This is a genomic window from Streptomyces sp. ALI-76-A, from assembly GCF_030287445.1.
GTDB lineage: Bacteria > Actinomycetota > Actinomycetes > Streptomycetales > Streptomycetaceae > Streptomyces.
The window spans coordinates 5163547-5189858 of record NZ_JASVWB010000002.1; the positions used below are offsets into that span (position 1 = coordinate 5163547).

The window sequence follows — 26312 nt, forward strand, 5'->3', positions numbered from 1 at the left end:
TGGCCATGACCACGAGCACGGACTCCGCAGAACGCAGTGAACCGCCGTCCCGGAGACGACTGCTGGCGGGGGCGGCAGGGGCGGGGTTAGCGGTCGCGGCGGGGGTGCGGCAGGGCGCCCACGCCGCCGACCTGCCCCTGCTCGGCACGTACGACGTCGTCGTCGTCGGGTCCGGCGCCGCCGGCATGACCGCCGCGCTGACCGCCGCCCGGCAGCGGCTGAGCTGTGTCGTCGTCGAGAAGGCGGCCACCTTCGGAGGCTCGGCCGCCCGGTCCGGCGCCGGGATCTGGCTCCCGAACAACCCGGTGATCCTCGCGGCCGGCGTCCCCGACACCCCCGCCAAGGCGGCCGCCTACCTCGCCGCCGTCGTCGGCCCGGACGTCCCCGCCGACCGGCAGCGCGCCTTCCTCGCCCACGGCCCGGCCATGCTCTCCTTCGTCATGGCCCACAGCCCGCTGCGCTTCCGCTGGATGGAGGGGTACAGCGACTACTATCCCGAGCTTCCCGGAGGCCTGCCGAACGGCCGCTCCATCGAGCCCGACCAGCTCGACGGCAACCTCCTGGGCGCCGATCTCGCCCGCCTCAACCCGCCCTACCTGGACGTCCCCGCCGGTCTGGTCGTCTTCAGCGCCGACTACAAGTGGCTCGCCCTGGCCGCCGTGAGCGCCAAGGGCGCCGCCGTCGCCGCCGAGTGCCTGGCCCGCGGCACCAAGGCCGCCGCGCTGGGACAGAAGCCGCTCACCATGGGGCAGTCGCTCGCCGCGGGCCTGCGTCTCGGGCTCCGGACCGCCGGGGTCCCGGTGTGGCTCGGCACCCCGCTCACCGAGCTGTACGTCGAGGGCGGTGCCGTCGCCGGGGCCGTGGTCACGCGCGACGGTGTCCCGGGCCTGGTGCGCGCCCGGCGCGGGGTGATCGTCGGCTCCGGCGGCTTCGAGCACAACGCCGCCATGCGGGCCCGGTACCAGCGACAGCCCATCGGCACCGACTGGACCGTCGGCGCCAAGGAGAACACCGGCGACGGCATCCGCGCGGGCGCGGGCCTCGGCGCCGCCCTCGACCTGATGGACGACGCCTGGTGGGGTCCGGCGATCCCGCTCCCCGGCCAGCCGTACTTCTGCCTCGCCGAACGCACCCTCCCCGGCGGCCTGCTGGTCAACGCGGCCGGCCGCCGGTTCGTCAACGAGGCCGCGCCCTACGGCGACGTCGTGCACACCATGTACGAGCGGAACCCGACCGACCCCGACATCCCGGCCTGGCTGATCACCGACCAGAACTACCGCAACCGCTACCTCTTCAAGGACGTGGCGCCCGCCTTCCCGTTCCCGGACGACTGGTACGCCTCCGGCGCCGCGCACAAGGCCTGGACCCTCGACGCCCTGGCCACCGCCATCGGCGTCCCCGGGCCCGCCCTCCGGACCACCGTCGACCGCTTCAACGCCCTCGCGGCCAAGGGTGACGACACCGACTTCGGGCGCGGCGACAGCGCGTACGACCACTACTACACGGACCCGTCCGTCCGCCCGAACTCCTGTCTCGCGCCTCTGTGGCTGCCTCCGTACCACGCCTTCCGGATCGTCCCCGGCGACCTCGGTACCAAGGGCGGCCTGCGCACCGACGCCCGCGCCCGCGTCCTGCGGCCGGACGGCTCGGTCATCCCCGGTCTGTACGCCGCCGGCAACGCCAGCGCCGCCGTGATGGGCCACAGCTACGCCGGCGCGGGCTCGACGATCGGCCCGGCGATGACCTTCGGGTACATCGCGGCCCGGGACCTGGCGGGCACCCTCTGATCCGGTCCGCCGTCCGGTCAGGCCGGGCGGCGGGCGATCAGCAAACGCCCGCGGGGTCGACTCCCCGAGGGTCTCGTCCGGCGCGCGTACCGTCCGGGAGCCGAGGGCGAACCCGGCCGCCGTCAGCAGGTGGGCGATCCGGTCGGGCCGCCGCCGCTGGAAGTCGAGCGTGACCGGGGGCCGAAGGGCCGCTCACGGCGCCGGGGCTCGTCCCCCCACCTGGAAGGCGAGCAGCAGCGGGCCGCCCGGCGCCAGCACCCGGTGGAACTCGGCGACGAGCGCGGGAAGCCGGTCCGCCGGGGTGTGGATGGAGGAGCAGGAGGAGACGACCCCGGCCAGCGCCCCGTGCGGAAGGTTCAGCTCCAGCATCGAGCCCTGCTCGAACCGCAGCCCCGGGTTCTCCCGGCGGGCGCTCGCCGGCATCGGCTCCGACAGGTCGAGGCCGTAGACGTCCAGCCCCAGCGCGGCGAGGTGGGCGGTCACCTCGCCGGGGCCGCGGCCCAGGTCGGCGACCGTCCCGGCGGGCACGAACTCCGCGTACGCGGCGAGGATCGCCCGGTCCAGCGGCCTGGCCCTGAGCGGGTCGCGGAACAGCTCGGCGTAGTCCTCGGCGATGGCGTCGTAGAACACCCGGGTGCTGGTCAGGAAGGGCGAGTCGGTCATGCCGGGGACCCTGGCGAGCCGCACTGACACCGGGCCCGCGCCGCCTCTGCCGCCTGGAGCGGGCCGCGGGAGCCGGGGAGCCGGGGGAGGCGGGAAGCCGGAGAGCCCAGGGGGCGGGAAGCCGGTGAACCGGGGAAAAGGCAGGAGCCCCGCCGCCTTGCGGCGCGGGGCTCCTTGGGTACTGCTGTCGGTTCCGGATCAGAGCTTTGGGCTCATGAACTCAGACAGGGGTGACATTCTCCGCCTGCGGACCCTTCGGGCCCTGCGTGACGTCGAAGGAAACCTGCTGGTTCTCCTCCAGCGAGCGGAAGCCGCTCGAGTTGATCGCGGAGTAGTGGACGAAGACGTCGGGGCCGCCGCCTTCTTGGGCGATGAAGCCAAAGCCCTTTTCGGCGTTGAACCACTTCACGGTTCCGGTAGCCATAAGCCCTCCTTGGGCCCAAAGGGTCGCCCTGCTCCAGAACCCTGCAAAGTGTGAAAGCAAAGTGCCGCACAACTGCATACGTCTGAAAACGACTGGAGCCCGCGGTCACATGCTCCGCAGGCTCTGTACTGCAAGGGAAACCAAACTGCAACTTGCGGCGAGCTTATCACGCAGGCAGCCGAAAGCAAGAGAGGGCAAGATCACGTCACCCGGATGTTTGAAGATCGGCTGGAGGTTGACTCCGGGGGTGGACTCCGGAGCCTACTCCAGTGGGGCTAGTCTCGCGATGTGGACATTCCTCGCACCCGGCCGCGCGTCGGCCACATCCAGTTCCTGAACTGTCTGCCCCTGTACTGGGGGCTCGCGAGAACCGGCACGCTGCTCGACTTCGAACTCACCAAGGACACCCCGGAGAAGCTGAGCGAACAGCTGGTGCGCGGGGACCTGGACATCGGTCCCGTCACCCTCGTCGAGTTCCTGAAGAACGCGGACGACCTGGTCGCCTTCCCCGACATCGCCGTGGGCTGCGACGGGCCGGTGATGTCCTGCGTGATCGTCTCGCAGGTCCCGCTGGAGGAGCTGGACGGAGCCCGGGTCGCCCTCGGTTCCACCTCGCGCACCTCCGTCCGCCTGGCGCAGCTGCTGCTGTCCGACCGCTACGGCGTCCGGCCCGACTACTACACCTGCCCGCCCGACCTGAGCCTGATGATGCAGGAGGCGGAGGCGGCGGTGCTGATCGGCGACGCGGCGCTGCGGGCCAACCTGCTCGACGGGCCGCGGTTCGGCCTCACGGTGCACGACCTCGGACAGCTGTGGAAGGAGTGGACCGGCCTGCCCTTCGTCTTCGCGGTCTGGGCCGCCCGCCGCGACTACCTGGAGCGCGAGCCGGTCATCACCCGCACGGTCCACGAGGCCTTCCTCGCCTCCCGCAACCTCTCCCTGGAGGAGGTCGGCAAGGTCGCCGAGCAGGCGGCGCGCTGGGAGGACTTCGACGAGGAGGTCCTGGAGCGGTACTTCACCACCCTCGACTTCCGCTTCGGCGCACCCCAGTTGGAGGCGGTCGCGGAGTTCGCCCGCCGCGTCGGGCCCAGCACCGGCTTCCCGGCGGACGTGAAGGTCGAGCTGCTTCAGCCGTGATCCCGGCGCCCCGGCGCACTACGCTGCTGGCTAGCCACATGGGGGAGCGCGCGGAGCGCGGGGGACGCGGGGGAGGGCACGCCATGCAGCCGCTCGGGGTCGACGAACCCAGCACCGTGGGGCCCTACCGGCTGCTCGGCCGGCTCGGCTCCGGCGGCATGGGCCGGGTCTACCTCGGCCGCAGCGCCGGCGGCCGCACGGTCGCGGTCAAGATCGTGCACCCGCACTTCGCGCTGGACGAGGAGTTCCGCGCCCGCTTCCGCCGCGAGGTCGAGGCCGCCCGGCGGGTCGGCGGCGCCTGGACCGCGCCGGTCCTGGACGCGGACCCGGAGGCGGCGGTGCCGTGGGTGGCCACGGGATACGCGGCGGGCCCGTCCCTGTCGGCCGCGGTCACGGACGGCGGCCCGCTGCCGGCATCCACGGTCCGGGCGCTGGGCGCGGGACTCGCGGAAGCGCTGGCCGCCGTGCACGACCTGGGCCTGGTGCACCGGGACGTGAAGCCGTCCAATGTCCTGCTGACTCTCGACGGGCCCCTGCTGATCGACTTCGGCATCGCGCGGGCCTCGGACGGAACGGCGTCCCTGACCTCCACCGGTGTCTCCATCGGCTCGCCCGGCTACATGTCGCCCGAGCAGATACTGGGCAAGGGCGCGACGGGCGCGGCGGACGTCTTCTCCCTGGGCGCGGTGCTCGCGTACGCGGCGGCCGGCGCGGCCCCCTTCCCCGGCGACTCCTCGGCCGCCCTGCTCTACAAGGTCGTCCACGAGGAACCCGAACTCGGTCCGCTGGACGGGGAACTGCGCGAGCTGGTGGCGGCGTGCCTGGCCAAGGACCCGGACGCCCGGCCCGCCCCCGGCGAGGTGGCCCGGCGCCTGGCTCCCGAGGGGGCGGCCCGGCTGGTCACGGGCGGATGGCTGCCTGGGGCGCTGGTGGAGCAGGTGAGCCGGAGCGCCGTGTCGCTGCTGAACCTGGACGCGGGCCAGGACGGGCGGGAGGCCCCCTCGGGGCCGGTGGGGTTCAGCAGCCCCTCGGTGACGGCCGCCGCGCTGGGGGAGTTCGGGCCGCCGCCGGTGATGGCCGGGGCCAAGACGCCTGGTCCGCCGCCCTCACCGGTCCGGCCGGCCGCTGTCCCGGAGCCGCGCGAGCCGCAGCAGCCGGACTCGGGGCCGGAGTCGGGGCCGGGGCCGGGTTCGCACCCGGGCCCACACCCGCACCCGCACCCGGGCCCACACCCGCACGCGGGATCCGGCCCGTACTCCCGCTCGGGTCCGCACCCGGTCCCACAGGACGCGGCACCCTCCGCGGAGCCCTCCGACCGCCGTGGCCCCGGCCGGCTCTCCGTCTCCGTCTCGGCGACCTCGCAGACCGGACCGGGAGCGCGGGGGCGCCGGCTCAGCTGCACGGTGGCGCTGGCGGTCGCCGGGGCGATGGCGGCGGTGACGCTGGGGTCGGCGTTCCTGTTCGACCTGCTGCCGGGCGAGCGCCGTGACGACCCGAGCGCCTCCGACGACGGCGGCGGGTACACCCCGGCGCCGAGCGCCTCGACCAGCGCGGGCCAGGACTCGTCCCCGGGCAGCCCGGCGGCCGTCCCCGCCGCCTACCTCGGCACCTGGGAGGGCCAGGCCGTCGCCCTCGACGGCACGCTCCCCATGGGCACCTTCCGGCTGACCGTCCGCCGGGCAGACGTGGGCGAGGAGTTGGGCACGCTCCGGCACACCGACGTGCTCGGCGGTGTCTGCGACGACGTACTGACCCTCAAGCAGGTGACGGGGAAACAGGTCGTCGCGTCCGCCGTCGGGGCCGAGTCGAACGGGAGCGTGTGCAACCAGGCCACGCACACCGTCCGGCTCACACCGGTCGGCGACGATCTCGAGTACCGCTCCGACAGCGAGGGTTCGGGCCGCCCCGAGGCCCGGCTGTCGAAGGTCGGATGAAGGACCGCCCAGGACGAACCGCACGGAATGAACCGCACAGGATGAACCGCACGGAATGAAGGACCGCACGGGATGACCGGCCTGTTGATCGCCCTCGCCGCGCTGTGGGGTGCGGCGGCGGGGACGCTGGTGCCGCGCGCGGCCTACCGGTTCTCCGTCCCGCAGGAGGAGAACTGGCGCCGGCTGTGCCCCGGCGGGCATCCGCTCCGCGGGCCGGCGCGGGGCTGGATCGGGCCGGCGCGGTGCCGTGCGTGCGCGGCCGGGGCGGTCGCGGCGCACGACGCCGGGATCGCCGTGCCGCGGTCCGCCTACGGTCCGCGCACCCCCCTCGTCTCCCTCGTCACCGCCCTCCTCTGCGCCGGCCTCGCCGCCGCCACCGGCCCGCGGCCCGAACTCGTCGTCTGGCTGCTGCTCACGCCCGTCGGGGTGCTGCTGGCAGCCGTCGACCTGCGGGTGCGGCGGCTGCCCGACGTGCTGACCCTGCCGCTCGCCCTCGCCGCGCTGCTGCTGCTCGGCCTGGTCACGCCGGTGCCCGAGCGCGCGGGGGACTGGACGACCGCGCTGCTCGGCACACTGGCCCTCGGCGGCGGCTACTTCGTGCTGTGGATCGTCAACCCCGACGGCATGGGCTTCGGTGATGTGAAGCTGGCGCTGGGGGCGGGCGCGCTCCTGGGCTGGTACGGCTGGCCGACGGTCATGCTGGGCACCCTGGCCGGATTCCTGTTCGGGGTCCTGTACGGCGGTGCCCTCGTCGTCGCGCGGCGCGCGGGCCGCAGGACCGCCGTCCCGTTCGGGCCGTTCCTGCTCGCCGGCGCGTACGTCGGCCTGCTGACCGGTGCGTACGCGGCCTGACGTCCTGGCCGGAACAGGCCTGGCGTAGGCTGGTTCGGTCTGTCCACAACCCTTGACGAAAGGGACGCTTCGGTGACCGAGAAGGCCGACCTCCAGTCTGTGCTCGACCGTGCCGCCGACGGCGGGCGGATCACCCCCGAGGAGGCGCTCGACCTCTACCGCGACGCCCCGCTGCACGCGCTGGGCGCCGCCGCCGACGCCGTACGCCGCCGCCGGTACGCGGGCACCGAGCACATCGCCACGTACATCATCGAGCGGAACATCAACTACACCAACGTGTGCGTCACGGCGTGCAAGTTCTGCGCCTTCTACGCCCCGCCGAAGGACACCGCCAAGGGCTGGACCCGTGACCTGGACGACATCCTGCGCCGGTGCGCGGAGACCGTCGAACTCGGCGGCACCCAGATCATGTTCCAGGGCGGACACCACCCGGACTACGGCGTCGAGTACTACGAGAAGCACTTCTCCGCCATCAAGCAGGCCTTCCCGCAGCTGGTCATCCACAGCCTGGGGGCGAGCGAGGTCGAGCACATGGCCCGGATCTCCAAGGTCGGTGTGGAGGAGGCCGTCCAGCGCATCCACGCCGCCGGACTCGACTCCTTCGCCGGCGCCGGCGCGGAACTCCTGCCGGCCCGGCCCCGCAAGGCCATCGCGCCGCTGAAGGAGTCCGGCGAGCGCTGGCTGGAGATCATGGAGATCGCGCACAACCTGGGCGTGGAGTCCACCTCCACGATGCTGATGGGCACCGGCGAGACCAACGCCGAGCGCATCGAGCACCTGCGGATGATCCGTGACGTGCAGGACCGCACCGGCGGGTTCCGCGCCTTCATCCCGTACACCTACCAGCCGGAGAACAACCACCTCAAGGGCCGTACGCAGGCCACGCTCTTCGAGTACCTGCGGATGATCGCCGTCGCGCGGCTGTTCATGGACAACATCGCCCACATCCAGGGCTCCTGGCTGACCACCGGCAAGGAGGTCGGCCAACTGTCCCTGCACTACGGCGCCGACGACCTCGGCTCGATCATGCTGGAGGAGAACGTCGTCTCCTCCGCCGGCGCCAGGCACCGCTCCAACCGGATGGAGATCATCGACCTCATCCGCAAGGCGGGACGGGTCCCGGCGCAGCGCGCGACCACGTACGAGCACCTCGTGGTGCACGACGACCCGGCGAACGACCCCGTCGACGAGCGGGTGATGTCCCACATCTCCTCCACGGCCATCGAGGGCGGCACGGCTCACCCCGAGCTGAAGCTGCTGGCGGCCAACTAGTGCCTGCCACGGCACTAGTGCCACCGTGCTGACGATCCACGCGGACTCGCGCGGGCGGGCGCTCGTCGTCGAGGGCGCGTGGATCGCCGACGCCGGGACACTGGCGGACCTGGTGGCCGCGCATCCGCGGGCCCGGGTGCGCGAGTGGCCCGGCATCCTCACGCCGGGACTCGTGAACCCGCACGGCACGGAGCTGCTGGAGCGGGCCTACCACCCGGATCCGCGGGAGGCCGCCGACCTGGGCACCGAGCCGCTGACCGGGGACGCGGCGGCGGCGCTCCTCGCGGACGAGACCCGCCGGGGCGCGAGCGCCCGGCGCGGGGTGCAGCGGATGCTGGCGCACGGCACGGTCGTGGCGGCCTGCGAAGAGCTGCGCAGCCGCGCGGTGCGGGACGTCGTGCAGCGTTCCGGGCTGGCGGTGGTGGGCCGCCTCGGGCGTCCCGGCGGAGCGCCGGCGCTCGACCCCTACGCCTCGGGCGTCCCGGTGGAGTTCGCGCCCCCGCGGGAACGGGGCTCCGCCGCGCGGTTCGCCCTCTTCGACGTGACCGACGAGGCCGAGCTGGCGGAACGCGGCGCGAGCACCTGCGTGGCCACGGTGGCGGACGGACGCCTGGTGTACCGGCGGCGGTGACGTCCCGCCCCGCCCGCTCAGCCCGCGAACGCCTCCGCGAACGCGCCCGGGCTCTGTGCCACCCCGCTGCACTCGGTTGACGGGTCGTCGGACGCGGAGTCGTCGCCCTCACACCGCTGGTCGCGGAAGGCGGACCACATCGACACCCAGGCGATCCGGTGCTCCTCGGCGAACGTCCGCACCTGGGCCGCGTCGGAGAGCGTGAACGTCTCGCCGTCGACGTCGTTGACGCCGATCATCGAGGTGAGCGCCATGCCCCGCCAGGCGTCCGCGCCGGACAGCCCGAACACGTCCGTCAGCTGGGTGTGGGCGGCCTTCGCGGAGGTGAGCGCGTAGTCGCCCATGTCGCCGTCGTACGACTCGCCGTAGTTCATCGTCATGAGATTGACGGTGGAGACCTGTACGTCGTGCTGGTTGGCCGACTCCAGGAGGGCGACGCCGTCGTCGTCGAGGCCGGAGGGCATGACCGGGAGCGTGAAGGAGACCTGGAGGCCGGTACGTTCCGCCTGCAAGGCCGCGATGGCCTCGGAACGCCGGTCCACCGAGCCGGAGTCGGTCAGCTCGTCGCCCTCGATGTCGAAGTCGGCCTGGGTCGAACCGGCCGCGTCCAGTGCCTGTCCGTAGGCCTCGGCCAGTTCGGCCGCGCTGTCGCAGGTCGCCGCGAGTTCCTCGCCGGAGGCCCCGCCGAAGGAGACGCGGACCGTGCCGCCGTCCTCCTTCAGCCGCCCGATCCGGGAGGTCACCGCCGCGTCGCCGATGGCTTCGGTGCCGTTCCACTTCGGCGCGCAGCCACTGCCGTCGGAGATCACGAAGGCCAGGTTGTAGGTCGTCGGGGAGCCCGTGGAGTCGAGGTCGGACGCCTCCGTGGCGCTGACGTAGGGGGCGTACGCGGTGGCCGCGGTGGCCTCCTCGCTCGGGGAGGCGGTCGTCCGCCGGGACGCCCCGGGGGCCGCGTCCGAGGTGTCGCCGGAGCCCGCGGAGCAGCCCGCGGTGGCCAGCACGGCCAGGCAGAGGAGCCCGGTCGCCGGCTTCAGGAGACTCCGCATCCCGTGTGCACCCGCTTTCGTGATTCCTGTCCCAGGACGGAAACCAAAGAGCGTTTCCGCAGTGGAAATGTCTCACACGCGACCGTGCCGCGCCCGGACAGCGACCCCGTGGTCACTACACAGACAGAAACGGTCAAAAGGCGTGTCGCATGCGCGCTATCCGGACATTCGCTCCCTTTTCCTTCACTCCGGGTCACGCAGACTCTCCTGGAATCTCTCAGGGAGAGGGCAGTGGAAAAGTGCCTCACGGGCGGCTCACATGAAAGCCGGAATTCAAACCGCGTAAGCAGTCCCTGATAGCCGGGGCGTCCCTGATATCCGGGGGATGCGTGCTGGGCCTGTTCTCGAATACCGCGCCGCCGTTCGGCGCGACCGCCCCGCACACGACTTCGTGCTTCCTGCCCGACGTCACCGGCTCCTGGTCGCGGTGTTCCTCCTGCTGTGCGGCTGGGTGGAGGACCTGGCCGCCAAGAAGCGGCCACGCTCGCTCCCCTGAGCCGGAGAGCCGGGGGACGTACTGCAACAATGAGCCCGTGACCCGCGCCTCCCTGAACAAGCAGCCGCACGAAGTCGCCTCGATGTTCGACGACGTCGCGGAACGGTACGACCTGACCAACGACGTGCTGTCGCTCGGCCAGGACCGGGTGTGGCGCCGTGAGGTCGCCGCCGCCGTCGACGCCCGACCCGCCCGGAAGATCCTGGACCTGGCCGCCGGTACGGCCACGTCCTCCCTGCCCTTCGCCCGCACCGGCGCCTACGTCGTCCCCTGCGACTTCTCCCTCGGCATGCTCCAGGTCGGCAAGCGGAAGCACACCTGGCTGCCGTTCACGGCGGGCGACGCGACCCGGCTGCCGTTCCGGGACGACGTCTTCGACGCGGTCACCATCTCCTTCGGGCTGCGCAACGTGCACGACACGGACGCCGCGCTGCGCGAGATGTACCGGGTCACCAAGCCCGGCGGCCGGGTCGTCATCTGCGAGTTCTCGCAGCCGACCTGGGCGCCCTTCCGCACGGTCTACACCGAGTACCTGATGCGCGCCCTGCCCCCGGTCGCCCGCGCGGTCTCCTCCAACCCCGACGCGTACGTCTACCTCGCCGAGTCCATCCGCGCCTGGCCCGACCAGCCCGCCCTGGCCGAGCGCCTGCAGAAGGCCGGCTGGTCGAAGGTGGCCTGGCGCAACCTGACCGGCGGGGTGGTCGCTCTGCACCGGGGCTTCAAGCAGGGCTGAGCTGCGCTGGGGGTGGTCGCGCTGGGGGTGGTGCCCCGCGGGGTCGGTTCCGGGCAGAGCCGAGGGTGGTGCCCGGCTGTGCGTCGAGCAGAGCTGAGCGGGGTGCCCGGCACCGGCGAGCCGGCGGTGGCCGCAGTCGGCGTACGGGCTGTCGCCCGGCCGGTGCGGAGCGGGTTCACGGCGCGCCGAGCCCGGCCACGGCGTACGGGCCCGGCGGCTCGTCCAGTTCGCCGTGCATACCGCCGCCGCCCGGAACCGGCGGGCGCGGTTCGTGCACGCCCGCACCGCCGCCGCCCTGCCCCTCGCCGAACTCGAACCACACGGTCACCACGGATCCGCGCGGAATCCCGGCGCCGGGCGGCGGGTACTGCCGTACGACGTAGTCGACGACCGTGCGGCGGAAGTCGGGCCGGTCGGGCGCGGCCAGCAGGACGCCGCCCGCCTCGGCTGCCTCGCGCGCGTCCACGGCCATCAGACCGACCAGCCTCGGTACGCGCACCTCGGGCGATTTGGGTGTCAAGCGCACAGATGTCACCCCCAGCGGTACAAGCAGGGTAACTCCGGTCAGGCGGCGCCCGGAAGCGTCATGTGCCTGTCCGTGACATACGGATACGGTCGGTGACCGGCCGCGATCAGAGGTCGAGCCGGTAGCAGTGCGTCTCGCGCTGTGACACCGGCGTCCGGAGCACCTCGGCGAGCCGCATCCCCAGGCGCCGGGTGACCGCGACGGACCGGGCGTTGCGGGCGTCGACCATGGCGACCACGCTCGGCACGCCCGCCGCACGCAGCCGCTCCAGCGTCATCCGCGCGGCCGTCGTGGCGTAGCCGCGGCCCCACTGCTCCCGCCCCAGCCGCCAGCCGATCTCGATCTCGCCCGTCGGACCCCAGTCCCGCTCCCACGGCTGTGCCCCGGTGAAACCGATGACCTGACCGGATCCGTCGAGCATCGTCCACAGGCAGTAGCCCCGCTCGGCGTCGTGCCGGCGCTGGCGCGCGGTGAGTTCCTCGTAGACCGACAACTCCGCTCGGGTGCCGCCGTGGAACTCCATCACGTCCGGGTGGGCGAAGGTCCGGTGCCAGGCCACCGCGTCCTCGTCGGTGGGGACGCGCAGCCGTATCACGGGGAGAGCTCGGTTCACGGGGGCAGCCCTTCAGCCGGTTGATCAATTGTGCTGAATAGACTGCCGGTGTCCAGTGCCGGTCGGCACGCAGATTTTCGACCTGGGGGAGATCCCGCCGTGACCGAGCCCCTCTCCGAGAACACCGCCGATGTGATCGTCGTCGGCGCGGGGCCAGCCGGCTCCACCACCGCGTACCACCTCGCCAAGGCCGGACTCGACGTACTCCTGCTGGAGAAGACCGAGTTCCCGCGCGAGAAGGTCTGCGGTGACGGCCTCACCCCACGCGCCGTCAAGCAGCTCGTGTCGATGGGCATCGACATCTCCGAGGAGGCCGGCTGGCTGCGCAACAAGGGCCTGCGAATCATCGGCGGCGGCGTCCGCCTCCAGCTCGACTGGCCGGACCTCGCGTCCTTCCCCGACTACGGCCTCGTCCGCAAGCGCGACGACTTCGACGAGCAACTCGCCCGCCAGGCGCAGAAGGCGGGCGCCCGCCTGTACGAGCGCTGCAACGTGGGCGCTCCCATCGTGGACGAGCGCACGGGCCGCATCACCGGCGTGCACGCCAAACTCGGCGACACCGGGGAGAAGCGGGAGGTCACCTTCCGCGCGCCGCTGGTCGTCGCCGCCGACGGCAACTCGACCCGGCTCTCGTTGGCCATGGGCCTGCACCGCCGTGAGGACCGCCCGATGGGGGTGGCCGTGCGCACGTACTTCACCTCGCCGCGCCACGAGGACGACTACCTGGAGTCCTGGCTGGAGCTGTGGGACCGGCGCGGGGCCGAGGACCGCCTGCTGCCGGGCTACGGCTGGATCTTCGGCATGGGCGACGGCACCTCGAACGTCGGCCTGGGTGTGCTCAACACCTCCGACTCCTTCAAGGAGCTGGACTGGCGCGAGGTCCTGAAGGCATGGTGCGCGTCGATGCCGGAGGACTGGGGCTACACCCCGGACCACATGACCGGCCCGATCCGCGGCGCCGCCCTGCCCATGGCCTTCAACCGCCAGCCGCACTACACGAAGGGGCTGCTCCTCGTCGGCGACGCCGGCGGCCTGGTCAACCCCTTCAACGGCGAGGGCATCGCCTACGCCATGGAGTCCGGCCAGATCGCCGCCGAGGTCATCGTCCAGGCCCAGGCCCGCTCGACCCCCGCCGGGCGCGAACTGGCGCTCCAGCGCTACCCGCGCGTCCTCAAGGACACCTACGGCGGCTACTACACCCTGGGCCGCGCCTTCGTGAAGCTCATCGGCAACCCGAAGGTCATGAAGATCGCGGCCCAGCGCGGCCTGACGCACCCCATGCTGATGAAGTTCACGCTCAAGATGCTCGCGAACCTGACCGACCCGACGGGCGGCGACGCGATGGACCGCATCATCAACGGCCTGAGCAAGGTGGCGCCGAAGGCGTGAGGCGGCCTGGCGTGCGGGGCGGGTAGGCCCGGCGGGGCGGCCCGCCGGGCGGGGCGGGTGCCGCACAGCGGACCGTTCTGGTCCCCGTCTCCCGCCAGCCAGCCAGCCGGCCGGCCGAACCGGGCCCGGCGCCCTGCCGGTCGGCCTGCGCGGCCTGATCATGCCGAAGCAGTCAGGGCCAGTCAGGGGCAGGTGATCCCAGGACCGAGCCCGCCCGATACGCCCGACCTGGCACAGGACCTCGGGCAGGACGGAGGGGCCGCTGCCCCCGAGCGGCTGCGGCCCCTTCCGTGCGACGGTGCGTGCCCGTGTGTCAGAGCACCCGCACAGCACCGGTCGGCGGGTCGTACGACAGCGGCTTCTCGGCGACACCCGTGGACGGGTTCTGCGCGCCGACGAACATGCCGTCGCCGACGTACACGCCCACGTGGTACGCGCTGCCCGCGCCACCCCAGTACAGGATGTCGCCCGGCTGCAGGTTGCTCAGCGAGACCTGGGTACCGGCGGTCGACTGGTCCTGCGAGACGCGCGGCAGGTCGATGCCGACCTGCTTGAAGGCGGTCTGGACGAGGCCGGAGCAGTCCCACGAGTTGGGACCGGTGCCGCCGGAGACGTAGGCGTCACCGACCTGGGCCCGGACGAAGGCGATGACCGCGGCTGCCGAACCGGTGGCCGTGGACGAGCTGCTGGACGAGCTGCTGGACGCACTGGTGGACGTCTCGACGTCCGCCGAGGCGGACAGGGTGGTCCGCTCGCTGCTGCGGGTCGCGCGCTCGGCAGCGGCCTTGCGGGCGGCCTCCTCGGCGGCCTTCTTCTCGGCCTGGGCCTTCTTCTTCGCCTCGGCGAGGTCCGCCTTGGCCTGCTTCGCGGCCTTTGCGGCGGCCGCGTCACGCTCTGCCTGCAGCTGGTAGTTCGCCGCCGCCTGCTGCGTGGCGTCGGCGGACTCGGCGATCTGGGCGCCCAGGTCGGCGGTCAGAGCGGGCAGTTCGAGGGTCTGCGTCACCGGCTCGGCGGCGCTCGCCGAACCGGACGCCCCGGCCACTGCCAGGGTGCTGAGAACGCCACCGGCAACTCCAGCCCGCATCGCGACTTTCGACGCGCTGCGGCGGGGTTTCCGGTGGCTGCGTATGTGAGCGGTGTGGGACATGAGAACAACCGGTATCAGGGGCTCCTCCATACCTTCAAGAAACGTGTGGTGCGCCACAGTTGTTCAATGGGGCCCTGAACGTCGGGCGTGTCGCTCTCCCCTGACGTCTTAACGGACAATGCGGACGCAGTTGATCAAGCCTGTGATCATGGACTTTCGTCGTTACGTCCTAATTGCCCCGCACCTACCACCAGTTGCGGTCTGTGGCCAAGCCTCCTTCTCGGGCGCCCGTGGCGGGTGTGGCGGAGGTCACGCAACGATTGCCGACGCGGCCGCGTCCCGTGCGTAGATCACGGAGCGATTGCGGGCGGGTCACGGCCCGGGGTGCGCTCGTGAACGCGTGCACACATTCACGTCGCGCCCCCGCTCCCTCTGACGTGTGAACGCGGCGCACTATCAAGCGCTCGTCATCCAGCACCAATTTGCATGCACGGGAAGCATCTTGATATGGAGACGACCCGCCCTGCCTGCGCCGACGAGCGGATATGTCACGCCTGGTGACCAGTCGTATACATCTCGTACGAAGATCGCTGCTCGTTCGACTTCATGATCCTTCATCAGGTGGTGGAGATCACAAAGCTTGTGCAATACCCCGTGTCGCAGATCACAGAGCGGCAGGCATAGGATGCGAGTCAGTTGGGCTTGTGACCTGCTTCACATGTTCGCGATCTTCGCCGGGACGAGCGGGGGTCGCCGACCCGTGAGACGGACGTGAGCCCGATGCCATCGCCAGCAGTCAGTGCCGACTGAGAGGAGCGAGGAGCGGTGAACGCGTATGCGCCCATCCTCGTACTGGGAGCCCTCGGGGCAGGCTTTGCGATCTTCTCCGTGGTCATGGCCACGCTGATCGGTCCGAAGCGGTACAACCGGGCCAAACTCGAGGCCTACGAGTGCGGGATCGAGCCGACCCCCACGCCGGCCGGCGGCGGGCGTTTCCCGATCAAGTACTACCTGACGGCGATGCTCTTCATCGTCTTCGACATCGAGATCGTCTTCCTCTACCCCTGGGCCGTCACCTTCGACGCCCTGGGTGTCTTCGGGCTCGTCGAGATGCTGCTCTTCGTGCTCACCGTCTTCGTCGCGTACGCGTACGTATGGCGGCGCGGCGGCCTGGAATGGGACTGAGGGGCCTTTAGCCATGGGACTCGAAGAAAAGCTGCCGAGCGGATTCCTGCTGACCACCGTCGAGCAGGCCGCGGGCTGGGTGCGCAAGTCGTCGGTCTTCCCCGCCACCTTCGGCCTCGCCTGCTGCGCCATCGAGATGATGACCACCGGCGCCGGCCGCTACGACCTGGCCCGCTTCGGCATGGAGGTCTTCCGCGGATCCCCGCGCCAGGCCGACCTGATGATCGTCGCCGGCCGGGTCAGCCAGAAGATGGCGCCGGTGCTCCGGCAGGTCTACGACCAGATGCCGAACCCGAAGTGGGTGATCTCCATGGGGGTCTGCGCCTCCTCGGGCGGCATGTTCAACAACTACGCCATCGTCCAGGGCGTCGACCACATCGTCCCGGTCGACATCTACCTCCCCGGCTGCCCGCCGCGCCCGGAGATGCTGATGGACGCCATCCTCAAGCTCCACCAGAAGATCCAGAGCTCCAAGCTCGGCGTGAACGCCGAGGAGGCCGCCCGTGAGGCGGAGGAGGCGGCGCTCAAGGCCCTGCCGACGATCGAGATGAAGGGGCTGCTGAGGTGAGCGACGCGAACGGCACCAACGGGGCGTCGAACGGGACCGACGGGGCGTCCGACGGCACCAACCCCGAGAAGGACCTCTCGGCCTCCAACCTTCCCGGCCAGCGCGGCCAGGGGGGCGAGGAGATCCGCGTCCAGCGCGGCATGTTCGGCGCCGACAGCGGCGGCGACACCTCCGGCTACGGCGGCCTGGTCCGCTCGGTCCGGCTTCCGGGACCGGCGAGCCGTCCCTACGGCGGCTGGTTCGACGAGGTCGCCGACGAACTGGAAGGCGCGCTGGAGGAGCAGGGACTCCTGCCCGACAACGCGATCGAGCGGACCGTCGTGGACCGCGACGAGCTCACCTTCCACATCGAGCGCGAGCACCTGCTCCGCGTCGCCCGCACGCTGCGCGACGACCCGGCCCTGCGCTTCGAGCTCTGCACCGGCGTCAGCGGCGTGCACTACCCGCAGGACAAGGGCCGCGAGCTGCACGCCGTCTACCACCTGCGCTCGATCACCCACAACCGGCTGATCCGCCTCGAAGTCAGCGCCCCGGACACCGACCGGCACATCCCGTCCCTCGTCCCGGTCTATCCGACCAACGACTGGCACGAGCGCGAGACCTACGACTTCTTCGGCATCGTCTTCGACGGTCACCCGGCCCTGACGCGGATCATGATGCCGGACGACTGGCAGGGCCACCCGCAGCGCAAGGACTATCCCCTCGGCGGCATCCCCGTCGAGTACAAGGGCGCCCAGATCCCGGCTCCGGACCAGCGGAGGTCGTACTCGTGAGCACTTCGCACGCCTCCCCTCGGGAAACCACCGAGGGCACCGTCTACACGGTCACCGGTGGCGACTGGGACGAGGTCGTCCAGTCCGCGGCCCGAGCCGACGACGAGCGCATCGTCGTCAACATGGGCCCCCAGCACCCCTCCACCCACGGTGTGCTCCGCCTGATCCTGGAGATCGAGGGCGAGACCGTCACCGAGGCCCGCTGCGGCATCGGCTACCTCCACACCGGCATCGAGAAGAACCTCGAGTACCGCACGTGGACGCAGGGCACCACGTTCGTGACGCGCATGGACTACCTGACGTCCTTCTTCAACGAGACCGGCTACTGCCTGGCCGTCGAGAAACTCCTCGGCATCGAGGACCAGATCCCCGACCGGGCCACGCTCATCCGCGTGCTCCTGATGGAGCTGAACCGGCTCTCCTCGCACCTGGTGTGCATCGCCACCGGCGGCATGGAACTCGGCGCCACCACGATCATGATCTACGGATTCCGTGATCGTGAAATGATTCTCGACATCTACGAGCTCATCACGGGCCTGCGGATGAACCACGCGTACATCCGCCCCGGCGGACTCGCCCAGGACCTGCCGCCCGGCGCGGTGGACCACATCCGCGAGTTCGTGAAGAAGATGAAGAAGAACCTCCCGGAGTACGACAAGCTCGCCACCGGCAACCCCATCTTCAAGGCCCGCATGCAGGACATCGGCTACCTCGATCTGGCCGGCTGCATGGCCCTCGGCGCCACCGGCCCGATCCTGCGCTCCACCGGCCTGCCGCACGACCTGCGCAAGGCACAGCCCTACTGCGGCTACGAGACGTACGACTTCGACGTCCCGACCACCGACACCTGCGATGCCTACGGCCGCTTCCTGATCCGCCTGGAAGAGATGCGCCAGTCCCTGCGGATCGTCGAGCAGTGCCTGGACCGGCTCCAGCCCGGCCCGGTCATGGTCACCGACAAGAAGATCGCCTGGCCCGCCCAGCTCGCCCTGGGACCGGACGGCCTGGGCAACTCCCTCGACCACATCAAGAAGATCATGGGTACCTCCATGGAGGCCCTGATCCACCACTTCAAGCTGGTCACCGAGGGCTTCCGCGTCCCGCCGGGACAGACGTACGCGGCCGTCGAGTCGCCCAAGGGCGAGCTCGGGGTGCACGCCGTGTCCGACGGCGGCACCCGCCCCTACCGGGTCCACTTCCGCGACCCGTCCTTCACCAACCTTCAGGCCATGGCGGCGATGTGCGAGGGCGGCCAGGTCGCCGACGTCATCGTCGCCGTGGCGTCCATCGACCCCGTGATGGGAGGCGTCGACCGGTGACCACCTCTTCTTCGGAGCGGGGCGTCAGCCTGGGCATGCCCGAACTGCCCGCGCCCACGTACCCGGACGACGTCCGCGCCCGGCTGGAGACGGACGCGCGCGCGATCATCGCCCGCTACCCGGACTCCCGCTCGGCCCTGCTGCCGTTGCTGCACCTCGTGCAGTCGGAGGAGGGCCATGTCACGCGCACCGGCATGCGGTTCTGCGCGGAGGTGCTGGACCTGACCACCGCGGAGGTGACCGCGGTCGCCACCTTCTACACCATGTACCGGCGCAAGCCGTCGGGCGACTACCAGGTGGGGGTCTGCACCAACACCCTCTGCGCGGTGATGGGCGGTGACGCGATCTTCGAGGAGCTCCAGGAACACCTGGGCGTCGGCAACGGCGAGACCACCGACGACGGCAAGGTCACCCTGGAGCACATCGAGTGCAACGCGGCCTGCGACTTCGCGCCGGTGCTGATGGTCAACTGGGAGTTCTTCGACAACCAGACCCCGGCCACCGCCAAGCGCCTCGTCGACGACCTGCGCGCGGGCCGTCCGGTCGAGCCCACCCGCGGGGCCCCGCTGTGCACCTTCAAGGAGACCGCGCGGATCCTGGCCGGCTTCCCCGACGAGCGGCCCGGGGCCGTCGAGGCGAGCGGCAGCGCGGGAGCCGCCTCGCTGGTGGGCCTCCGCCTGGCCAGGGGAGAGGCCGCGCCCGCGCGCGTGGTCCATCCGCGCGACGGCGGACCGCACAACGAGCCGCGCGACGGCGGTCCGCACGACGAGCCGCAGGACAGGACCGCGCACCGCCCGTCACCGACGGAACACCTGAGCTCGCACGACGCGCCGCAGGACACGTCGGCCTCCGACCCGGCCCACCCGGCCGGGCCCACCGCCGAGGAGGGGGAGTGATGACCTTGGCAGCCGAGATCAAAGACACCAGCCCCGAGAAGCTGCTGTCACCCGTGCTGTCGGCCTTCTGGGACGAGGACAGGTCCTGGACGCTGGACGTCTACCGACGCCACGACGGATACGAGGGGCTCCGCAAGGCGCTCGCCATGTCGCCGGACGACCTGATCGCGTACGTCAAGGAGTCCGGTCTGCGCGGTCGCGGCGGCGCGGGATTCCCCACGGGAATGAAGTGGCAGTTCATCCCGCAGGGGGATGGAAAGCCGCACTATCTAGTTGTCAACGCCGACGAGTCGGAGCCGGGGACCTGCAAGGACATCCCGCTCCTCTTCGCGAACCCGCACAGCCTCATCGAGGGCATCGTCATCGCGTGTCATGCCATCAGGTCGTCGCATGCCTTCATCTATCTGCGGGGTGAAGTCGTCCCTGTGCTGCGGCGGTTGCACTCAGCCGTCGCTGAGGCCTACGCGGCGGGCTACCTCGGCGAGAACATCCTGGGCAGCGGCCTCGACCTCGAACTCACCGTGCACGCCGGCGCGGGCGCGTACATCTGCGGTGAGGAGACCGCGCTCCTGGACTCGCTCGAAGGCCGCCGGGGTCAACCGCGGCTCCGTCCCCCTTTCCCTGCTGTCGCGGGCCTCTACGCGTGCCCGACTGTGGTGAACAACGTCGAGTCGATCGCGTCGGTTCCCGCGATCCTGAACAAGGGCAAAGACTGGTTCAGGTCGATGGGCAGCGAGAAGTCGCCGGGCTTCACGCTCTACTCGCTCAGCGGCCATGTCACCAGTCCCGGTCAGTACGAGGCCCCGCTCGGCATCACGCTCCGGCAGCTCCTCGACATGAGCGGCGGCATCCGGGCCGGACACCGCCTCAAGTTCTGGACGCCCGGGGGCTCCTCGACTCCGATGTTCACCGACGAGCACCTCGACGTCCCTCTTGACTACGAAGGAGTGGGTGCCGCGGGTTCCATGCTCGGCACAAAAGCTCTGCAGTGCTTCGACGAGACGACCTGCGTCGTGCGTGCCGTGACCCGCTGGACCGAGTTCTACGCGCACGAGTCCTGCGGCAAGTGCACCCCCTGCCGCGAAGGGACCTACTGGCTCGTGCAGTTGCTGCGTGACATCGAGGCCGGGAAGGGCGCCATGTCCGACCTCGACAAGCTGAACGACATCGCCGACAACATCAACGGCAAGTCCTTCTGCGCCCTCGGCGACGGCGCCGCCTCGCCGATCTTCTCCTCGCTCAAGTACTTCCGCGAGGAGTACGAGCAGCACATCACGGGCCGCGGCTGCCCCTTCGACCCGGCCAAGTCGACGGCCTGGGCCGACCGCACGGAGGTGAACGCATGACCGTGACCACCAACGCTCCCGCAGGCGGGGGAGAGGCGGCGGTCCCGCCGGAGGATCTCGTCTCGCTGACGATCGACGGCGCCGAGATCAGCGTGCCCAAGGGCACCCTGGTCATCCGGGCCGCCGAGCAGCTCGGCATCGAGATCCCCCGGTTCTGCGACCACCCCCTGCTCGACCCGGCCGGCGCCTGCCGCCAGTGCATCGTCGAGGTCGAGGGCCAGCGCAAGCCGATGGCGTCCTGCACCATCACGTGCACCGACGGGATGGTGGTGAAGACCCACCTCTCCTCGCCCGTCGCCGAGAAGGCCCAGCACGGTGTGATGGAGCTGCTGCTCATCAACCACCCGCTGGACTGCCCGGTCTGCGACAAGGGCGGCGAGTGCCCGCTCCAGAACCAGGCCATGTCGCACGGCAACGCCGAGTCCCGCTTCACAGGCAAGAAGCGGACCTTCGAGAAGCCCGTCCCGATCTCCCCGCAGGTGCTGCTCGACCGTGAGCGGTGCGTGCTGTGCGCCCGTTGCACCCGCTTCTCCAACCAGGTCGCGGGCGACCCCATGATCGAGCTGCTGGAGCGGGGCGCGCTCCAGCAGGTCGGCACCGGCGAGGGCGACCCCTTCGAGTCGTACTTCTCCGGCAACACCATCCAGATCTGCCCGGTCGGCGCGCTGACCTCGGCGGCGTACCGATTCCGCTCCCGTCCCTTCGACCTGATCTCCTCGCCCTCCGTCTGCGAGCACTGCTCCAGCGGCTGCGCGACCCGCACCGACCACCGGCGCGGCAAGGTCATGCGGCGGCTCGCCGCCAACGACCCCGAGGTCAACGAGGAGTGGATCTGCGACAAGGGGCGGTTCGCGTTCCGGTACGCGCAGCAGCGGGACCGGCTCCAGACGCCGTTGGTGCGCAACGCCGAGGGCGAGCTGGTACCGGCCTCCTGGCCGGAGGCGCTGCAGATCGCCGCTCAGGGGCTGCTCGCCTCGCGCGGTCGGACCGGCGTCCTGACCGGCGGCCGCCTCACCATCGAGGACGCCTACGCGTACAGCAAGTTCGCCCGGGTGGCGCTCGGCACCAACGACATCGACTTCCGCGCGCGCGTCCACAGCGCCGAGGAGGCCGACTTCCTCGCCGCCCAGGTCGCCGGACGGGGCCGTGACCTCGACGGTACGGGCGTCACGTACACCGCTCTGGAGAAGGCGCCCGCGGTCCTGCTGGTCGGGTTCGAGGCCGAGGAGGAGGCACCCGGCGTCTTCCTGCGGCTGCGCAAGGCCTGGCGCAAGCACGGACAGAAGGTGTTCTCCCTCGCCACGCACGCCACGCGCGGTCTGGAGAAGGCCGGCGGCACGCTGCTGCCGGCGGCTCCCGGCACCGAGACCGAATGGCTGGACGCGCTCGCGAGCGGGACCGGCCTGGAGGGCGACGGGGCGACGGCGTCCCAGGCACTGCGGGCCGAGGGCGCGCTGATCGTCGTGGGCGAGCGGCTGGCCGCGGTGGCGGGCGCACTGACGGCCGCGGTACGGGCCGCGACCGCGACCGGCGCCCGGCTGGTGTGGATCCCGCGCCGGGCCGGGGAGCGCGGCGCTCTGGAAGCCGGCGCGCTGCCCACGCTGCTGCCGGGCGGACGTCCGGCCACGGACCCGCGCGCGCGGGACGAGGTCGCCGCGCTCTGGGGCCTGGCCGAACTCCCGCACCGCTACGGGCGCGACACCGGCCAGATCGTCGAGGCCGCCGCCGACGGCGAGCTCCAGGCGCTGGTGGTCGCCGGTGTGGAGGTCACCGACCTGCCGCATCCGGCACGCGCGCGTGCGGCCCTCTCCGAGGTCGGCTTCCTGGTCTCGCTGGAACTGCGGCCCAGCGAGGTCACCGCGCTCGCGGACGTCGTCCTCCCGGTCGCCGCGGTCGCCGAGAAGGCCGGCACCTTCCTCAACTGGGAGGGCCGGGTGCGCTCGTTCGAGGCCGCGCTCAAGCCCGACCACATGACCCGGCGCCTGGCGCCCACCGACGCCCGCGTGCTGCAGATGCTGGCCGACGCCATGGACGTCCACCTGGGTCTGCCGGATCTGCGCACCGCGCGGGCGGAGCTGGACCAGCTGGGCGCCTGGGGCGGACCGCGGGCCACCGAACCCCGGGAGACCGCCGCCTCGTTGCCGCGGCCCGCCGCCGGCGAGGCGGTCCTGGCCGGGCACCGGCTGCTGCTCGACCAGGGTGTGCTCCAGCAGGGCGACGAGGCGCTCGCCGGGACGCGGCACGCCGCCCACGCGCGCGTGTCGCCCGCGACCGCCGCCGAAGCCGGCGTGCAGGACGGCGATGTCCTCGCCGTGACCGGTCCCGCCGGAGCCGTCGCGTTCCCGCTGCGGATCACCGAGATGCCCGACCGGGTGGTCTGGCTCCCGCTGAACTCAGTCGCCGGGGGCGTCGCCTCCGACACCGGGGCGCGGCCCGGCTCACTCGTCCGCATCGGACCGGCGACGCCCGCCGCCGAAGCCCTCAAGGAGGTGGAGGCATGAGCCCGTACCTCGCCGCTGAAGACCTCTCGATGTTCGGCACCGATCCCTGGTGGCTGGTCGTCGTCAAGGCGGTGTTCTGCTTCGCCTTCCTGATGCTGACCGTGCTGTTCTCCATCGTGTGGGAGCGCAAGGTCGTCGCCTGGATGCAGCTGCGCATCGGCCCCAACCGGCACGGCCCCTGGGGCATGCTCCAGTCGCTCGCCGACGGCATGAAGCTGATGCTCAAGGAAGACGTCATCGTCAAGCGCGCGGACAAGGTGGTCTACGTCCTCGCGCCGATCGTCGCGGCCATCCCGGCCTTCATGGCGATCGCGGTGATCCCCTTCGGCCCGGCCGGCAACGAGATCTCGATCTTCGGACACCGCACCGCGATGCAGCTCACCGACCTGCCGATCGCGATGCTCTACATCCTCGCGGTCGCCTCGGTCGGCATCTACGGCATCGTCCTCGCGGGCTGGAGTTCCGGATCCACCTATCCGCTGCTGGGCGGCCTGCGGTCCTGCGCGCAGATGATCTCGTACGAGATCGCCATGGGCGCCGCGTTCGCCTCGGTGTTCCTCTACTCGGGGTCGATGTCGACCTCGACGATCGTCGAACAGCAGCAGGACCGCTGGTACATCCTCCTGCTGCCGGTCTCCTTCCTGATCTACATCGTGACGATGGTCGGCGAGACCAACCGCGCCCCCTTCGACATGCCCGAGTCCGAGGGCGACCTGGTCGGCGGCTTCAACACCGAGTACTCGTCGATCAAGTTCGCGATGTTCATGCTCGCCGAGTACGTGAACATGGTGACGGTCTCGGCCGTGTCCGTGACGCTCTTCCTGGGCGGCTGGCGGGCCCCGTGGCCGGTCAGCACCTTCTGGGAGGGCGCGAACCACGGCTGGTGGCCGATGCTCTGGTTCGTCATCAAGGTGCAACTGCTGCTCTTCTTCTTCATCTGGCTGCGCGGCACGCTCCCGCGGGTCCGCTACGACCAGCTGATGAAGCTCGGCTGGAAGGTCCTCATCCCGGTCTCCCTGGTGTGGCTGATGCTCGTCGCCACCGTGCGGACCCTCCGGAACGAGAACTACGAGTTCACCGACATCGCCCTCTACATCGCCGGCGGCGTCATCACCCTGTTGCTGCTCTCCTTCGTCGTCGACATCTTCCGGGAGAAGGCGAAGGCGGCCGAACAGCCAGTCGAAGAACCGGCCGGCTTCGACCCGATGGCGGGCGGATTCCCCGTGCCGCCGCTGCCCGGGCAGGACCTTCCGCCGGTGCCGCGACGCCGCTCCCGTCGTGAGCGGGAGCTGATTGTCAGTGGTGGACCGGATACTGCGAGTGACGGATCTTCGGATGGAAAGGAGGCGTCCGATGGCTGAGGAGCCGAAGGAGACCCAACCCGGTTTCCAGAATCCCGTGGCCGGCTTCGGTGTGACCTTCAAGGCCATGTTCAAGAAGCGGCTGACCGAGCAGTACCCGGAGCAGAAGAAGACCACCGCTCCCCGGTTCCATGGACGGCACCAGCTCAACCGCCATCCGGACGGCCTGGAGAAGTGCGTCGGCTGCGAACTGTGCGCCTGGGCCTGCCCCGCCGACGCCATCTACGTGGAGGGCGCCGACAACACCGACGAGGAGCGCTACTCGCCGGGCGAGCGGTACGGCCGCGTCTACCAGATCAACTACGCCCGCTGCATCCTGTGCGGCCTGTGCATCGAGGCGTGCCCCACCCGCGCGCTGACCATGACCAACGAGTTCGAGCTGGCCGACTCCAGTCGCGCCAACCTCATCTACACCAAGGAGCAGCTGCTCGCCGGCCTCGAAGAGGGCATGGTCGACAGCCCGCACTCCATCTTCCCGGGCACGGACGAGCAGGACTACTACCGCGGCCTGGTGACGGAGGCCGCGCCCGGCACCGTGCGCCAGGTCGCCGTCTCCAAGGGCGAGGTACCGCAGGAGGCCGCCTCGACCTTCGGCGAGGACGAGCCGACGACGGAGAAGGTGATCGGCCGATGAGCGCGCAACTCGCCGCCTACTCCACCTCCACGGGTGAGGCCTTCCAGTTCTGGCTCCTCGGGACCGTCGCCGTGATCGGCGCCCTGTGCACCGTCTTCATGAGGCGGGCCGTGCACAGCGCGCTCTGTCTGGCCGGCACCATGATCATCCTGGCGGTGTTCTACCTCGCCAACGGCGCCTACTTCCTGGGAGTCGTGCAGATCGTCGTCTACACCGGCGCGATCATGATGCTGTTCCTGTTCGTGGTGATGCTCGTCGGCGTCACCGCGGCGGACTCGCTGAAGGAGACCATCAGGGGTCAGCGCTGGCTGGCCCTGCTGTGCGGGCTCGGGTTCGGCATCCTGCTGGCCGCGGGCATCGGCAACGCCTCCCTCACGGAGTTCAACGGACTCGCCCAGGCCAACGCCAACGGCAACGTGGAGGGCCTCGCCGCCCTCATCTTCACCAAGTACGTGTTCGCCTTCGAGATCACCGGCGCCCTGCTGATCACGGCCGCCGTCGGCGCCATGGTGCTCACCCACCGCGAGCGCACCGAGCGGCCGAAGACCCAGCGCGAGCTGGCCGGGGAGCGCGTACGGGAAGGCAAGCAACTGCCTCCGCTGCCCGCCCCCGGTGTGTACGCCCGGCACAACGCGGTGGACATCGCCGGCCTGCTCCCGGACGGCACCGCGTCCGAGCTCACCGTCATCAAGACGCTGCGCGAGCGCGGTCAGATCCGGGACGTGTCCGCCGAGGCCCTCAACGACCTGAAGGCCCTGGAGCAGCGCGCCGAGGAGCGCCTGGAGCGGACCCCGATCGAGCCGTCTCCCTACAAGCGGGCCGAGGAGGCGTCGAAGTGAACCCCGTCAACTACCTCTACCTGGCCGCCCTGTTGTTCACCATCGGCGCGACCGGCGTACTGATCAGGCGCAACGCCATCGTCGTGTTCATGTGCGTCGAGCTGATGCTCAACGCCTGCAACCTCGCGTTTGTCGCCTTCTCCCGGATGCACGGCAATCTGGACGGCCAGATCATCGCCTTCTTCACGATGGTCGTCGCCGCCGCGGAGGTCGTGGTCGGGCTCGCGATCATCGTGTCGCTGTTCCGTTCCCGCCACTCGGCCTCGGTCGACGACGCCAGCCTGATGAAGCTGTAAGGGG

At 71.0% G+C, this 26312-nt stretch carries 25 protein-coding genes and 1 pseudogene; 20 read left to right on the forward strand and 6 right to left on the reverse strand.

The features are described 5' to 3' along the window. The first annotated feature begins 5 nt into the window (after positions 1–5). Positions 6–1787: a 3-oxosteroid 1-dehydrogenase gene (kstD, locus tag QQS16_RS24125; RefSeq protein ID WP_286063945.1), complete on the forward strand. Its 1782-nt coding sequence runs from the start codon at positions 6–8 to the stop codon at positions 1785–1787. Positions 1788–1804: 17 nt separating this feature from the next. Here the strand turns inward: kstD and QQS16_RS24130 are convergent. Both QQS16_RS24130 and QQS16_RS24135 read right to left on the reverse strand, forming a co-directional pair. After that, a pseudogene (locus QQS16_RS24130) lies at positions 1805–2450 on the reverse strand (class I SAM-dependent DNA methyltransferase). 220 nt (positions 2451–2670) lie between these two features. Further along, positions 2671–2874, reverse strand: coding sequence for a cold-shock protein (locus tag QQS16_RS24135; RefSeq protein WP_286063946.1), 204 nt, complete (start codon positions 2872–2874; stop codon positions 2671–2673). A 288-nt stretch (positions 2875–3162) separates the two neighbouring features. Between QQS16_RS24135 and QQS16_RS24140 the strand changes: the two genes are divergently transcribed. The 5 genes from QQS16_RS24140 to QQS16_RS24160 all read left to right on the forward strand — a co-directional run bounded on the left by QQS16_RS24140 (position 3163) and on the right by QQS16_RS24160 (position 8700). Further along, a complete protein-coding gene (locus QQS16_RS24140) occupies positions 3163–4011 on the forward strand; it encodes a menaquinone biosynthetic enzyme MqnA/MqnD family protein (RefSeq protein ID WP_286063947.1) in 849 nt (282 codons plus the stop codon). Positions 4012–4094: 83 nt separating this feature from the next. After that, on the forward strand, positions 4095–5945 hold the full coding sequence (locus QQS16_RS24145; RefSeq protein WP_286063948.1) for a serine/threonine-protein kinase: 1851 nt from the start codon (positions 4095–4097) through the stop codon (positions 5943–5945). Positions 5946–6017: 72 nt separating this feature from the next. Further along, positions 6018–6797, forward strand: a complete 780-nt coding sequence (locus QQS16_RS24150) for a prepilin peptidase (protein WP_286063949.1) — start codon at positions 6018–6020, stop codon at positions 6795–6797. A 72-nt stretch (positions 6798–6869) separates the two neighbouring features. Beyond that, positions 6870–8069 (forward strand): cyclic dehypoxanthinyl futalosine synthase, encoded by a 1200-nt coding sequence (mqnC, locus tag QQS16_RS24155; protein WP_286063950.1) that lies wholly within the window; start codon positions 6870–6872, stop codon positions 8067–8069. A 25-nt stretch (positions 8070–8094) separates the two neighbouring features. After that, positions 8095–8700: a hypothetical protein gene (locus tag QQS16_RS24160; protein WP_286063951.1), complete on the forward strand. Its 606-nt coding sequence runs from the start codon at positions 8095–8097 to the stop codon at positions 8698–8700. A 17-nt stretch (positions 8701–8717) separates the two neighbouring features. On the opposite strand, the gene QQS16_RS24165 is transcribed toward QQS16_RS24160, so the two are convergent. Beyond that, a complete protein-coding gene (locus QQS16_RS24165; protein ID WP_286063952.1) occupies positions 8718–9746 on the reverse strand; it encodes a chitinase in 1029 nt (342 codons plus the stop codon). A 325-nt stretch (positions 9747–10071) separates the two neighbouring features. On the opposite strand from QQS16_RS24165, the gene QQS16_RS24170 reads away from it, so the two are divergent. Continuing rightward, the gene (locus QQS16_RS24170) at positions 10072–10242 is read left to right on the forward strand and encodes a hypothetical protein (RefSeq protein ID WP_286063953.1); all 171 of its coding nucleotides are present in this window, start codon (positions 10072–10074) and stop codon (positions 10240–10242) included. A 37-nt stretch (positions 10243–10279) separates the two neighbouring features. Beyond that, the gene (locus QQS16_RS24175) at positions 10280–10975 is read left to right on the forward strand and encodes a demethylmenaquinone methyltransferase (RefSeq protein ID WP_286063954.1); all 696 of its coding nucleotides are present in this window, start codon (positions 10280–10282) and stop codon (positions 10973–10975) included. Positions 10976–11150: 175 nt separating this feature from the next. On the opposite strand, the gene QQS16_RS24180 is transcribed toward QQS16_RS24175, so the two are convergent. Beyond that, positions 11151–11501: a PASTA domain-containing protein gene (locus QQS16_RS24180; RefSeq protein ID WP_286063955.1), complete on the reverse strand. Its 351-nt coding sequence runs from the start codon at positions 11499–11501 to the stop codon at positions 11151–11153. Between the two features lie 106 nt (positions 11502–11607). Then, positions 11608–12114, reverse strand: a complete 507-nt coding sequence (locus tag QQS16_RS24185) for a GNAT family N-acetyltransferase (protein WP_286063956.1) — start codon at positions 12112–12114, stop codon at positions 11608–11610. A 99-nt stretch (positions 12115–12213) separates the two neighbouring features. Between QQS16_RS24185 and QQS16_RS24190 the strand changes: the two genes are divergently transcribed. Further along, a complete protein-coding gene (locus QQS16_RS24190) occupies positions 12214–13503 on the forward strand; it encodes a geranylgeranyl reductase family protein (protein WP_286063957.1) in 1290 nt (429 codons plus the stop codon). Between the two features lie 313 nt (positions 13504–13816). Here the strand turns inward: QQS16_RS24190 and QQS16_RS24195 are convergent, their stop codons facing one another. After that, positions 13817–14650, reverse strand: coding sequence for a C40 family peptidase (locus QQS16_RS24195; RefSeq protein ID WP_286063958.1), 834 nt, complete (start codon positions 14648–14650; stop codon positions 13817–13819). A gap of 765 nt (positions 14651–15415) precedes the next feature. Here QQS16_RS24195 and QQS16_RS24200 point away from each other — a divergent pair. From QQS16_RS24200 to nuoK, 11 genes are read left to right on the forward strand one after another with little or no spacing between them, the layout of a single operon-like run. Then, complete coding sequence (locus QQS16_RS24200) at positions 15416–15775, forward strand: NADH-quinone oxidoreductase subunit A (RefSeq protein WP_007383963.1); 360 nt, start codon at positions 15416–15418, stop codon at positions 15773–15775. A gap of 13 nt (positions 15776–15788) precedes the next feature. Continuing rightward, positions 15789–16343: a NuoB/complex I 20 kDa subunit family protein gene (locus QQS16_RS24205; RefSeq protein WP_018528252.1), complete on the forward strand. Its 555-nt coding sequence runs from the start codon at positions 15789–15791 to the stop codon at positions 16341–16343. Next, positions 16340–17116 carry an NADH-quinone oxidoreductase subunit C gene (locus tag QQS16_RS24210; protein ID WP_286063960.1) on the forward strand — a complete coding sequence of 259 codons (777 nt, stop codon included), beginning with the start codon at positions 16340–16342 and terminating at the stop codon, positions 17114–17116. The genes QQS16_RS24205 and QQS16_RS24210 overlap by 4 nt, the downstream gene beginning before the upstream one ends. After that, on the forward strand, positions 17113–18435 hold the full coding sequence (locus tag QQS16_RS24215) for an NADH-quinone oxidoreductase subunit D (protein WP_286063961.1): 1323 nt from the start codon (positions 17113–17115) through the stop codon (positions 18433–18435). The genes QQS16_RS24210 and QQS16_RS24215 overlap by 4 nt, the downstream gene beginning before the upstream one ends. Continuing rightward, positions 18432–19331 carry an NADH-quinone oxidoreductase subunit NuoE gene (gene nuoE, locus QQS16_RS24220; protein ID WP_286063962.1) on the forward strand — a complete coding sequence of 300 codons (900 nt, stop codon included), beginning with the start codon at positions 18432–18434 and terminating at the stop codon, positions 19329–19331. Before QQS16_RS24215 ends, nuoE begins: the two co-directional genes overlap by 4 nt. Next, positions 19328–20677, forward strand: coding sequence for an NADH-quinone oxidoreductase subunit NuoF (gene nuoF / locus QQS16_RS24225; protein WP_286063964.1), 1350 nt, complete (start codon positions 19328–19330; stop codon positions 20675–20677). Before nuoE ends, nuoF begins: the two co-directional genes overlap by 4 nt. Next, the gene (locus QQS16_RS24230) at positions 20674–23178 is read left to right on the forward strand and encodes an NADH-quinone oxidoreductase subunit G (protein ID WP_286063966.1); all 2505 of its coding nucleotides are present in this window, start codon (positions 20674–20676) and stop codon (positions 23176–23178) included. Before nuoF ends, QQS16_RS24230 begins: the two co-directional genes overlap by 4 nt. Then, positions 23175–24539 carry an NADH-quinone oxidoreductase subunit NuoH gene (gene nuoH / locus QQS16_RS24235; protein WP_286063967.1) on the forward strand — a complete coding sequence of 455 codons (1365 nt, stop codon included), beginning with the start codon at positions 23175–23177 and terminating at the stop codon, positions 24537–24539. The genes QQS16_RS24230 and nuoH overlap by 4 nt, the downstream gene beginning before the upstream one ends. After that, positions 24532–25173, forward strand: coding sequence for an NADH-quinone oxidoreductase subunit NuoI (gene nuoI / locus QQS16_RS24240; protein WP_286063968.1), 642 nt, complete (start codon positions 24532–24534; stop codon positions 25171–25173). Before nuoH ends, nuoI begins: the two co-directional genes overlap by 8 nt. Then, entirely contained in the window at positions 25170–26012 is an 843-nt protein-coding gene (locus tag QQS16_RS24245) for an NADH-quinone oxidoreductase subunit J (RefSeq protein ID WP_286063969.1), read from the forward strand. The genes nuoI and QQS16_RS24245 overlap by 4 nt, the downstream gene beginning before the upstream one ends. Then, entirely contained in the window at positions 26009–26308 is a 300-nt protein-coding gene (gene nuoK / locus QQS16_RS24250; RefSeq protein ID WP_004927567.1) for an NADH-quinone oxidoreductase subunit NuoK, read from the forward strand. The genes QQS16_RS24245 and nuoK overlap by 4 nt, the downstream gene beginning before the upstream one ends. The last annotated feature ends 4 nt before the right edge of the window (positions 26309–26312 follow it).